This window comes from Desulfitibacter alkalitolerans DSM 16504, from assembly GCF_000620305.1.
In the GTDB taxonomy this organism is placed as follows: domain Bacteria; phylum Bacillota; class DSM-16504; order Desulfitibacterales; family Desulfitibacteraceae; genus Desulfitibacter; species Desulfitibacter alkalitolerans.
Genome location: NZ_KK211100.1, coordinates 898,231 through 910,342, shown reverse-complemented (window position 1 = coordinate 910,342; position 12,112 = coordinate 898,231). Strand labels below are relative to the sequence as shown.

9 protein-coding genes are annotated in these 12,112 nt (G+C 38.9%); 7 read left to right on the top strand and 2 right to left on the bottom strand.

The annotated features are described in order from the left end of the window. Positions 1 to 54: 54 nt before the first annotated feature. From K364_RS0110205 to rbr, 7 genes are all read left to right on the top strand, one after another. Complete coding sequence (locus K364_RS0110205; protein WP_028307944.1) at positions 55 to 246, top strand: tautomerase family protein; 192 nt, start codon at positions 55 to 57, stop codon at positions 244 to 246. 262 nt (positions 247 to 508) lie between these two features. Continuing rightward, positions 509 to 1,540: a spore germination protein gene (locus K364_RS23595; RefSeq protein WP_084295700.1), complete on the top strand. Its 1,032-nt coding sequence runs from the start codon at positions 509 to 511 to the stop codon at positions 1,538 to 1,540. Beyond that, complete coding sequence (locus tag K364_RS0110195) at positions 1,533 to 2,645, top strand: GerAB/ArcD/ProY family transporter (RefSeq protein ID WP_028307943.1); 1,113 nt, start codon at positions 1,533 to 1,535, stop codon at positions 2,643 to 2,645. The genes K364_RS23595 and K364_RS0110195 overlap by 8 nt, the downstream gene beginning before the upstream one ends. Next, entirely contained in the window at positions 2,646 to 3,782 is a 1,137-nt protein-coding gene (locus K364_RS0110190; protein ID WP_028307942.1) for a Ger(x)C family spore germination protein, read from the top strand. 214 nt (positions 3,783 to 3,996) lie between these two features. Beyond that, positions 3,997 to 6,864, top strand: a complete 2,868-nt coding sequence (locus tag K364_RS23590) for a chemotaxis protein CheB (protein ID WP_051533950.1) — start codon at positions 3,997 to 3,999, stop codon at positions 6,862 to 6,864. Further along, on the top strand, positions 6,861 to 9,200 hold the full coding sequence (locus K364_RS26200; protein ID WP_084295698.1) for a PAS domain S-box protein: 2,340 nt from the start codon (positions 6,861 to 6,863) through the stop codon (positions 9,198 to 9,200). The genes K364_RS23590 and K364_RS26200 overlap by 4 nt, the downstream gene beginning before the upstream one ends. Before the next feature lie 68 nt (positions 9,201 to 9,268). Next, on the top strand, positions 9,269 to 9,805 hold the full coding sequence (rbr, locus tag K364_RS0110175; protein WP_028307941.1) for a rubrerythrin: 537 nt from the start codon (positions 9,269 to 9,271) through the stop codon (positions 9,803 to 9,805). Between the two features lie 156 nt (positions 9,806 to 9,961). Here the strand turns inward: rbr and K364_RS0110170 are convergent, their stop codons facing one another. After that, on the bottom strand, positions 9,962 to 10,879 hold the full coding sequence (locus K364_RS0110170) for a universal stress protein (protein ID WP_028307940.1): 918 nt from the start codon (positions 10,877 to 10,879) through the stop codon (positions 9,962 to 9,964). A gap of 177 nt (positions 10,880 to 11,056) precedes the next feature. Beyond that, entirely contained in the window at positions 11,057 to 11,995 is a 939-nt protein-coding gene (locus K364_RS0110165) for a universal stress protein (RefSeq protein ID WP_028307939.1), read from the bottom strand. Positions 11,996 to 12,112 lie beyond the last annotated feature (117 nt).

The window sequence follows — 12,112 nt, the reverse complement described above, 5'->3', positions numbered from 1 at the left end:
GGCAGGGGTTTTTAATGAAGAGGCTTTATTTTATTAGTGAAATGAGGTGATCAAATGCCAACCATTACCTACGACGGCCCAGCCTTGTCCATAGAGAATAAGCGTATAGCTGCCAGGGAAATTACCGATACTATTTGCAGGGCAACTAATTTGCAGCCATCGGACATTGTAGTGGTTTTCAAGGAGAATGCTCCTGAAAACGTTGCTGTAGCCGGCAAGCTTATTGCCGACAGGAAAAAGATTTAATTTCTAATATTGTTTAGATACCGTTAGGGGATGATTAGAATAATAATCATCTCCTTTTCATTTCCCCCGTGAAGTATTTCCTCATGTATAGATTTGTCAGTTTATGCTTAATCTAATAAGAATACTAAATAGTGCACCTCCTCGCAGTGGCCCCTCGGTGTCAAACAAGCCCTGACATTGGTTAACAGGTCAAAACAAAGCATTAATTCTTTACAAAGGTGGTAAATTTTCATGTTTGAATTTTTCAAAATAAATAATAAACATGTCTTTAATAGCGGATCGAATACCTGACGACCAGCTAATCTTTGAACAGTTAACTGTAGGTACCAGGGGCAGGAAGAAAGTGGTAATAGCATATCTCAAAGATCTGGTAAATCCGCAAATTCTTTCTGAAGTGAAGGAAAGAATCAATAGCATTAAAGCTATAACTCTTCTGGATATCAGCTACCTGGAGCGCAATATAGAAAATTCAAATATAAGCCCCTTTCCCCAGGTGGAGGTATCCACCAGACCGGATATTGCAGAAGGTGCATTATTTCAAGGACGTATAGTTATTCTCCTGGAGGACTGTCCGGAGGTTCTATTGGCACCTGCCACGTTCTTTGACCTTATGGATACTACAGAAGATGCTTATACAAGGTGGTTTGCAGCAGCCACATTTTTTCGGATAGCCAGGTATATTATGTTTGTTTTATCTGCCTCACTGCCAGGCTTTTATATAGCACTAACATCCTTTAATCCAGAAATGCTGCCAACTACCCTGGCATTTTTAATAGCAGCAGGTGCAGAGGGTACGCCCTTTCCTGTATATTTTGAAGCTTTTGTTATGATGGGTGTTGTAGAAGCTGTAAGATTAATCTTAATCAGGATACCAACTCCAGTTGGAAATGCCATAGCAATTTTTTCAGGAATTGTCCTGGTAGCTGCCGGTCTGTTTGCTAATATTTTTGGGCCCGCAATAGTCATCATTGTTACACTTACAATTATTACTTCCTTTGCAATTCCAAATTATGACTTACGAACTTCTGTGCGAATTATCCAGTTTTTCACAATGATCATGACTACAATGTTTGGAATGTTTGGTTTTGCAGTTGCCTTTTTCTATATTGCAATTCATCTGGCAACACTAAAGTCCTTTGGCATCCCATATATGGCTCCCTTGGCACCCCTGGAAGCTAGTGGATGGGGACATACTATTTATCGCAAAAACAGTGTAGACATGCCTCAAAATGAAACCTATAAGCCATTACCAGGGGTCAATAGGGGTAAGGAAAAGGGTGAAGAAAATGAATGAACAGCAGTTAAAGGGAAAGTCCTTGGACAAGCTTGATGTTAGGCTGCTAACTATAGTGATTATACTGGCAGTTTTTGAATTTGAGCTATTTTCCTTTGCCAGGGGTTTGGTTGAATTAGCCGGCCAGGACGTATGGTTGTCTGTGCTGCTGGGCACCTTTGCTTTACTAATGGTCATTTATTTATTAGTTAAATTAACCGGCAGATTTCCCAGGGAGGATCTATTTCAGTACAGTAAAAGGGTGTGGGGAAAGCCCCTGGCTTTTATCATATCTGTGAGCTATCTTCTTTACTGGTTTGTTTTCTTAGCTGTGCTTTTTAACGATTTTAGTCTGGCAAACAGGTTATTATTCCTGCCTGAAACACCACTATTAATTCCCATGATGCTAATAGGAATTGGAGCCTTGTGGCTGGCTGCCTATGGATTTACTGCACTAGTGAAGTTTTTTCAATTAATGTTTCCCTTTATGGCAGTGTTATTGTTTATAGTGGTTGGATTAAGCTTAAAAGAAATAAGTTTTGATAATTTTCTTCCGGTGTTTAGTAACGGTTATGTACCAATTTTCAAAGGGGCACTTTTTTATTTAGGTCTTTTTCAAGGAGTTGAAGTTATACTTTTTTTGGCTCCCTTTTTGTTTAAACCTCAAAACGCTGTAAAACCTGCATTCCTGGGAATAGGGGTTTTGAGTATCTTTGCCTTTACAAGTGCTGGTGCAGCAGTTGGAACTTTAGGAGTTGAAAATGTAAAAACCACTGTGTGGCCTGGACTTGCCACCGTAAGTATTATTCATCTTCCGGGATTTCCTGTAGAAAGATTCGAGTTATTCCTGACATTACCATGGTTAATTGCTATTTTCACAACTATTTGCTTGTTCATTTATTTATTATCCCATGGGATCATGGAAATCTTTGGTATTTCCAATAAAAAATTAGTAATTTTCCTGGTTACTGCTTCTGCTATTGCTGCCAGCTATTTAATTCCTAATCAGGCATGGACAATGGTAATACGTGAATACTTTAGCTGGTTGACTATATTGTTTATAGCTGTAATTCCAATAAGCACTTTAATTATAGCAATAGTACGAGGTAAGGAAGGTGAAAGGTAAATGATTAGATTTGTTATTACAGTCATGTTGATATTATCCATAATATCAATGGGAATAGGCTGCTGGGACGTACAGGACATCACTGATAGGGCCTTTATCACAGCCATTGGCTTAGATGCTGGTGAAGCAGGCAATAGTCTTAAATATAAGGTTACATTTGAAATAGTAAGGCCCTTTGCCTTAAAGGCCCGAAATCAAGGCATTAGCCAGGAACATGAACCTGCTGCAATTGTTCAAACAATAGAAGCCGATAGTATTAATATGGCTTTTGAACAGCTTCAGGCAAGAATAGCCAGGCCGTTAACCTGGGCTCACTTAAGGCTGGTTCTTGTTGGAGAGGAGCTTGCACGACAAAGCTTTTTGGATATTGTTGATTTTTTTAATAGGCATCCGGAAACCCAAATGCGTATTCAACTATTATTTGTACAGGATGGACAAGCCAGGGATATGTTATACATCAAACCTTTATTAGAGCCGTATGCATCTGCAGAACTTGTTGCCATGGCACAAGTGGAGTTGGATTTTTCCCTTGTGAGGAGCAATCCCTTCTTTAATTTTGTGGAGGATCTGAGAAGAAGGGAAGGAAGAGGTTTTGTGCCCAGAGCTATTGTATCCGAAGAAGGAAACGCTGCAATTAAACATGGGGGAGCAGTATTTAATAATTGGAAGCTTGCGGGATGGCTTAGCAGCAGCGAAACCAGGGCTGCAAATTGGATTACTGGACGTGCTGCTGCCAATGTTGATGGTAATATGGAAGGAGGCACCTATACCTATTCTGTGGACAGAAGGTCTATAAGTATTATTCCCCACGCTGAAAAGGGAGACATAAGCTTTAATGTAAGACTAAAAACTGATGGAACAATGGTCCAACGCCAGGGGAAGCACCTGCATCTTTCTAATCCTGAGAATATTAGAAAGTTAGAGATTCTATTTTCCCAGATCATAAAAAACCAAATAGAAGAGGCAGTTTACAAGGCCCAAAGGGACTTTGGCGTGGACTATTTAGGATTTGACATGGCCATGAAAAAACGTATGCCTAGGATTTATGAAGGACTAGACTGGGAGGAGACCTTCCCAAACATTCCTATAAATGTGGAAGTCCAGGCCCACATTACTAGATTTGGACTGGCACCATGAGATTGCCTGCAGAAGCTACTTTATAAATCTTCACAAAAAATTCAGTTCTTATGATAAAAAAACTATGCTATTGTATATATTATAGTGGTGCTGCATAAAATACCCTTACCCTGCGGCCTGAATCACTGTAATTTTTTCATTTCCTGCATAAATAATGATTACTATTATTATTAACAAGGCTTGTAATTCAGTAAATAAAGGGGGTTAAAATTTCTTGATTAATTCAATTCCCCAATCCTCGGAAGCCAGGACAGAATCTACATATTATGTTGGCATAGGCGCATCTGCTGGCGGACTTGAAGCCCTTGTATCTTTTTTTAAAGAAATGCCTGAGGATACAGGCATGGTTTTTATAGTAATCCAGCACCTTTCTCCTGACTACAAAAGCTTGATGAATGAATTGCTCGCACGTCATACCAGGATGTCCATTGAAATTGCCCAGGACGGTATTGCTGCTCAGCCTAATACAATTTATCTAATCCCCCCCAGAAAGAATTTATCTATCTTTCATGGCAAGTTTTATCTAGAAGAGCAAAAGAGCAGAGGATTAAACCTGCCAATAGACATCTTTTTCCGTTCCCTGGCAGCTGACAAAAATAAAAATGCCATAGGAGTTATCCTGTCAGGTACTGGCAGTGATGGAACCCTGGGCATACGTGCAATCAAGGAAGCCGGCGGCATGGTTATGGTACAGGATGATCAGAGTGCCAAATTTGATGGCATGCCTCGCAGCTCAATTTCAACTGGGCTCGTTGATTACATTCTTCCTCCTGAAAAAATGCCGGAGGAGCTGCTAAATTACATTAAACACCCATTTATTAAGAAAAGTGCAACCCTGGATAATATTATGTCCAAGAACATAGACACCCTTACCAAAATAATCCTTATGCTGAGGGACCATAGTGGTATTGATTTTTCTTTTTACAAGGAGAACACCATTATCCGCCGTTTGGAGCGCAGGGTAAGCATCAACCGTTTCAATACCCTGGAAGAATATCTGGTGTTTTTATCAGAGTCAAGCAAAGAAAAAGACATCCTCTACCGGGAGCTGTTAATTGGGGTGACCAGGTTCTTCCGTGACCAGGAAGTTTTTAATAGTATCAATGAAAAGGTTTTACCAAAGCTGACATACGGTAAAAAGGCAATTCGTATTTGGTCTGCTGGCTGTTCTACAGGGGAGGAGGTTTATTCCCTGGCCATGCTCTTTAGTGAATACATAACCAAGAATAAGATTGATTGTGAGATAAAAATCTTTGCTACAGACATAGATCGTGATGCCGTTGAATTTGCTGGACAGGGGCTTTATCCAGAAAGCATTGTGGCAGATGTTGACCCGGTTCTCCTTACCAAATATTTTACTCGTAAAGAAAATGGATACCAGATAAATGATACAATTCGCAAAAAGGTTGTATTTGCCACCCATAACCTATTAAAGGATCCGCCCTTTTCCAAACTGGATTTGATTGTTTGCAGAAATCTCTTTATATATTTAAAGCCCGAGATGCAGCAAAGGCTGCTGGCAATGTTCTATTATTCCCTGAATTCAGATGGATTTTTAGTGATGGGCAGCAGTGAATCCATTGGAGAAATGAGTGAAGCTTTTCAAGCAGTTGATAGCAAATGGAAAATATATAAATACAAGGAAGGCTATAAATCACCTTTAATAAGGGACTTGCCAATTCCAAGGAATCATGCCTATGAAGGTTTGGGATATACCAGCCTTGCAAATTCCCCCAAGTTTAAAATGGAAAAATTAATGGAGAGTGCCATTTCTGCAGTATTACCCCCAGCAATTATAGTTGATGATGAGGATAATATAATTCATGTGGTTAATGATGTTAGCAAATTTTTTCAGATTAAGCCCGGGCGGTTTTCTCAAAACCTTTACTCTAATTTAAACAATGATTTATCAATAGTGGTGAATAACCTTCTAAGGCGTTTAAAAACAACAAACAACCAGGTTATTTTTGAAAAATACAACAGCTCTAATGGTCTTGAGAAATATAAGGTTATTATTGAAGGACGAGTCATATATCTGGACAAGAAGGCCTTCTATTTGTTGAGTTTTTCTTCTGAGGAAGTAAAACCCAACAAAGCAGAAGAGTTTACTGTAACTGTGGATATGGGTATTGAAAGCAGAGTGGAAGAATTAGAAAAGGAGCTGCAGATTACTAAAGAAAGTCTTCAGGCAACTGTTGAGGAGTTAGAAACCTCCAATGAGGAGCTGCAGTCCTCCAATGAAGAGCTCATAGCCTCCAATGAAGAATTACAAAGTACAAATGAAGAACTTCAATCTGTAAATGAGGAGCTCTACACAGTTAATTCTGAGCACCAGACCAAAATCGAAGAGCTGATTAGATTAAATAACGACCTGGACAACCTGTTGAAAAATACTGAAGTAGGTGCTCTGTATCTGGACCGTAATCTCTGCATACGCAAGATAACACCACTGGTCACCAGTATTACCAACATACTGCCTGGAGATATTGGCAGACCAATATCACACATATCTGTTATGAATCAATACAGTGATTTGCTCACTGACATATATAGTGTAGTAGAGGAGTTAAAAAGTGTAGATAAAGAGATTCGCGATGGAAAGGGTAATGTTTGGCTTGCCAGAATACGTCCTTATCGTACTGAATATAACTCAGTAGAAGGAATAATGATGACATTTTTTGATATCAGCAGGATAAAGGAGTTAGAAAGGGAGCTTAAGCACAACTGTGATTTGCTTGAAAAGGTTCTAGAGAATAGTCCAATAATCAAAATCATGACAAACTCTGAAGGATTTATTACCTATGCCAATAAAAAGGTTGAGGATATTTTTGGAAAATCTGCCCGAGATGTTGTTGGAGCCTTTTCCTTTCCAAAAGAATTTGCAATAGATTTGGAACAAGAAACCCCCTTTGCAGTCCTAAAAAGAACCTTACAGCCATTAAATGGATATAAGTATTATATGAAAGCTGCAGGAAACGAAAAGCTGCTATTAACAGTTAATGCAGTACCTGTAATGGGACACAATGAAGGGTTTGATGGAGGGGTCTTTACTATACATATTGAAAAGGGAGGCATATCATGAAAACCATAGACCACCGAAAAGTTGATCTGCATAAAAAAATTGATGAGATATTAAAAACAAGAAAAATTGACGCAGCTTTTTTAAGCAGTAAAACCATGGATGAGATTCTAGAAGAAATTTCAATATACCATCAAGAACTTGAGTATCAAAACAAAGAATTAATGCGCATACAAGAGGACCTGGAGAAATCACAAAAATACTATTACAGCCTCTTTAATGAGGCGCCTATAGGATATGTAACCTTTCATAAGGACTATATTATTCATATGACTAACCTGGCTTTTGAGAATATGGTTGGTCTGGATAAACTTGAATTGAGGGATATTTCCTTTGCAAGGCTTATTAAAGAAGACTATCAGGATGCTTTTTACTTTCATATTAGAAAGCTTCTTAAGCAGCAGTCCCCTCAAAGTGTTGAGCTGGTTTTGAAGACCAGCGGTCAGGATATATTTGTAAAAATCAAAAGCAACATCTTGAAAAAGGCTGATTCGTCTTTAATCAGGTGTGCCGTTTTAGACATTAGTATGGAAAAAGAAGCAGAAAGGAAGCTGCGGGAAAGTGAGGAAAAATTCAGAACCATTATTGAAAATTCCAATGACATAATCTATGCATTGTCATTACAAGGGGACTTGTTATATGTTTCACCTAACTGGAAGGGCCTCTTGGGACACGAGGTTAACGAGGTTGAAGGATACAATCTAGCTTTTTTTATCCACCAGGAGGATGTGAATAGGGTGCTGGCCTGTATTCACAGGATTGCTCTAGATAATTGCCCAATAGAGCCTGTGGAGTTTAGAGTTCGTCATAAAAATGGACAGTGGCGGTATTATGAAACCAGGATATCCATAGTGGAAAAGGATGCCGGACACTTATTGCTTGGTATTGCCCGTGACATAACAGAACGTAAGAAGATGGAAAATGTATTAAAAAAAGAAAAAGAACTTCTTAGAATCACCCTCTCATCTGTGGGAGACGGGATTATTACCACTGACAAAAATGGCAGTATTACCATGATGAATCAAGCAGCCCAAAAGCTTACTGGCTGGAACAAGGGAGAGAGTATAAAAGAATATTTACATGCAGCAGTCCATATTTTTGAAGATAGAGAACAGATAAGCGCAACAAATAAATTTAGTTTTTTATTAAAGAGAGATGCAGCAGAAAAATACATTTCCTGCAGTGCAGCTCCCATAAGGAATGAGCAGGACGAAATTCAGGGTTTAGCCTTTGTACTAAGGGATGTTACAGAGGAAAAGAAAAAGCAGGAGGAAATAGAATTTTTAAGCTATCATGATCAATTAACAGGCCTTTATAACAGAAGATTTTTCGAAGAAGAGTTGAAGCGGCTTGATACAGAAAGGAACCTGCCTCTTTCGGTGGTCATGGCTGACGTGAATGGGTTGAAGCTGACAAATGATGCCTTTGGCTATAAGACGGGTGATAAGCTCCTGAAAAAGGCAGCAGAAGTTATTAAAAGTGAATGTCGGGCTGATGAGATAGTAGCCAGGTTAGGGGGAGATGAATTTGTAATCCTGCTGCCTAAAACCAGTCAAGAAACAGCAGAGAAAATAGTGGATAGAATCAAGCAGTCTATTTCAAATACTAAGATGGAGCTCACTGGCCTATCAGTTTCCTTTGGATGGCACACAAAGGTAAGCACCCATGAGGATGTTAGTGAAACCCTAAAGAACGCTGAGGATTTACTGTTTAGGCATAAACTATTTGAAAGTCCAAGCATCAGGGGAAAGACAATCAGAACAATTATTAGTACCCTGCACGAAAAAAACAAAAGAGAGGAGCTGCACTCTCAAAGGGTCAGCTATTTATGTGAGGCAATGGGGGTGGCAATGCAGCTAAGCAGCAGGGAAATAAAGGAGCTTAAAACAGTAGGGCTGCTTCATGATATTGGAAAAGTATCTATTGATGATAATGTGCTCAATAAAGTTGATTCCCTTACACAAGATGAGTGGAATGAATTAAAGCGTCATCCTGAAATAGGATACAGGATACTAAGCTCAGTCAATGACATGTCTGAAATAGCAGAATTTGTGCTTGCCCATCACGAAAACTATGATGGAAGTGGTTATCCCAAGGGCTTGAAGGGAGACGAGATTCCTTTACAGGCAAGAATTATAAGAATCGTGGATGCTTATGATGCAATGACTAACAATAGAACATATGGTAATATTCTTGATGAAGATAAGGTGATAATTGAACTTCAAGAAGGTGCAGGTACAAAGTATGATGCAGGCCTTGTTTCAATATTTATCAAGCAAGTTTTAACGAATCTAGAGCTTATAAAAAATTTAAATGGAAAAACTTCACAAAATGTTTAAAAATTAATTATTATATTTATGGTAAGCTATAAAGGAAATACAAAATCTTTTAAAGGAGTTGTTTAGTAATGAAGGATTTAAAAGGCACAAAAACAGAAAAAAACCTCTGGGAAGCATTTGCTGGCGAATCACAAGCTCGAAACAAATATACTTACTGGGCCAGCGTGGCCAAGAAGGAAGGCTATGAGCAGATTGCGGGAGTTTTTCTAGAAACTGCCGACAATGAAAAGGAGCATGCTAAAAGAGCATTAAAATTTTTAAATGGCATTGGAACCACAGAAGAAAATTTAGAAAAGGCTGCTGCCGGTGAGAATTTTGAATGGACAGACATGTACAAGCGTATGGAAAAGGAAGCCAAGGAAGAGGGCTTTGATGAAATTGCAGAGTTTTTCCACGAAACAGGAGAGGTAGAAGAAGAGCATGAAAAACGATTTAGAGCTCTTTTGGACAACATCAAAAATGGCAGAGTATTTAAGCGAGACGAAGAAGTAAAATGGCACTGTAGAAATTGCGGCTATGTTCATGTAGGAAAAGAAGCCCCTGAATTATGTCCAGCCTGTGTTCACCCCCAATCCCATTACCAGATCAAACCCGAAAACTACTAGAGGGTCAGGCTTGACAAATTGACAAAAATCTAACTTAATGAATTATTTAACAAAGCAAGCTGTTTAATATAAAAATATAACTGATTAAATGTAGTGAGCTGGGGCATATCTAAATATAGAGGCCCCAGCTTTTAAAATGTTTTGGTAAAAGATGTTTTAAATTTTAGCCGGTACTAATAAAACTGGTATAGGGGAATAGCGAGATACTTGTAAGCTAAGACTACCGAAAAACAACTCTTTTACAAAACCTTTTCCCTGGCTTCCCATTACTACAAGAGAAAGCTCATTATTATTCCTAATGGTATCCATTACAAGATCCACAGGTCTTCCCTTGGGACTGCTCAATTTAACCAGGGTTGATCCAGCAGACTCAAGTCTGGATTTTATAGCCTCAAGGCTGAATTTGACAGTATGTGCTCTTTTTGCAGTAATGTCCTTAAATATTTCAGAATGCAATTCGGGAGCACTCTCGGCAAGCTCTTCCAGTTTATCACGCTCTTGGACATGAAGCAGGGTAACAGGGCAGCCTGTCTGGCGAATTATCACTTCAAGGTAGTCCAGAGCTTTTTCGGCAGTCCTTGAGAAATCTGTTAGGTACAAGATATGATTAAATAGTTTTCTGCATGCGAGAATTACCTTGTCTGCTTCATCAACCTTTACTTTAACTAAAAATACAGGTTTTCTTGCCGTGGTAATTAATTCAGATGACACGCTTCCCCATGTGGCCCTTTTTACTATGTCTTTACCATGGGAGCCCACTATTATTGCTGAAACATTGTTCTTTTCAGCCATTTCATTTAGCACCTTGGCTGGACTGCCTTCTCCAACCTGAATAGAGACACTTAATCCCCCCTGCTCCAAAATGGCCTTTTGTTTTTCCAGCATGTCCAATATATCGGTTGGTAAAGTATCTCTATGGGCGTCTTCGTTAAACCTTACCTCTACTCCTGCAGCGTTAATTGCATGTCCAAGGATAACCTCATGAACGCCAATACCTTTAAGCTCTTGACCACAACCAACTAGAATGTTTGAGGCATCTGAGACATCACTGCAAATTAATACTTTTTGAAACATAAGCATTCTCCTTTATTAGTTTCTAGATATAAATTTAGACTTATAGTTTGTAATACCTTTATGTTCAATGAAAATTAACAAAATATACATAAATATAACAACTTGTTTCTGTTATTATATAATTATGCTGATTAGTTATTCTAGCAAGGGGGCGAAATAATGGATAGGCTAGTGAATTTAAACCTTAGCAGGTACAATCAAAACTGGAATTGGTGAGTAGCGTGTTACCTGCAGGCTCAAGCTTCCCATGAACAGCTCCTTAACAAAACCCTTGCCCTGGCTGCCCATTACCACAAGGGAAAGGTCCTCATTTTTCTTGATAATGTCCATGACTACATCAATGGGCCTTCCATTGGGATAATCCACGCTTACCGTGGAGGAGCCGGCCAACTCTAAGCGCTTTTTGACTTGCTGCAGGTCAGTACGGACTTTCCTGTAATTCTGCGCTTCCACCTCTGCCAGCATTTTTGGATCAAATCCTGGAACCTTGCTTAAATCTCTATAAAGCTGAGCAGTATCCTGAATGTGTGCTACGGTGACTGGAATCTTTGCATACTGAACAATTTGCTCAACATAGTTTAATGCTTTATCTGCTGTTGTTGAAAAGTCAGTAAGATATAAGATGTGATTCAAAAGCTTTTGTCTGCTAAGGACAATCTCGTCAGATTTATTCAACTTTGCTTTAATTAAAAACACAGGTACACGTGCCCTGGTAAGGACTTCTGTAGAGACACTTCCCAATGTGGCTCGTTTCATTATACCCTTGCCATGGGAGCCTGTGACTATTGCCGATACCTTGTACTTCTCAGCAAGTTCAATTATTGCTCGGGCTGGTATACCATTTACAGCTTCCATGGTCGTTTTTAAACCAGCCTCCTCCAGCAGGATTTTTTGCTTTTCAAGCTTGTTCAAAACTTCTTTAATTGCAGGATAATCCTTTTCGAAAATAGCCTGTGTATCCCCGGCGAAAATTTCATTAAAGCCCAAGGGAACATTATCAAATACATGCACCAGTATGGCTTCTTCAGCCCCTATACTTTTTAAATCTCCCACACATGTAAACAAAAGGTTTGATGCGTCAGATTGGTCACTGCAGATCAACAGCTTTTTAAACATTTGGGTCCCCCCTTTTTCCATTAGTATTTTTAATATATATTTATATATATTTTAAAATTATCCTGTATCTTCATAAAAAATTTTTAATATCCACATAATTCCTGTAATATAATCTGT

What these genes read in the sequence shown, in the direction of transcription:
- K364_RS0110205 (WP_028307944.1), top strand. Translation starts at nt 55, where the DNA reads ATGCCAACCATTACCTACGACGGCCCAGCCTTGTCCATAGAGAATAAG.
- K364_RS23595 (WP_084295700.1), top strand. Translation starts at nt 509, where the DNA reads ATGTCTTTAATAGCGGATCGAATACCTGACGACCAGCTAATCTTTGAA.
- K364_RS0110195 (WP_028307943.1), top strand. Translation starts at nt 1,533, where the DNA reads ATGAATGAACAGCAGTTAAAGGGAAAGTCCTTGGACAAGCTTGATGTT.
- K364_RS0110190 (WP_028307942.1), top strand. Translation starts at nt 2,646, where the DNA reads ATGATTAGATTTGTTATTACAGTCATGTTGATATTATCCATAATATCA.
- K364_RS26200 (WP_084295698.1), top strand. Translation starts at nt 6,861, where the DNA reads ATGAAAACCATAGACCACCGAAAAGTTGATCTGCATAAAAAAATTGAT.
- rbr (WP_028307941.1), top strand. Translation starts at nt 9,269, where the DNA reads ATGAAGGATTTAAAAGGCACAAAAACAGAAAAAAACCTCTGGGAAGCA.
- K364_RS0110170 (WP_028307940.1), bottom strand. Translation starts at nt 10,879, where the DNA reads ATGTTTCAAAAAGTATTAATTTGCAGTGATGTCTCAGATGCCTCAAAC.
- K364_RS0110165 (WP_028307939.1), bottom strand. Translation starts at nt 11,995, where the DNA reads ATGTTTAAAAAGCTGTTGATCTGCAGTGACCAATCTGACGCATCAAAC.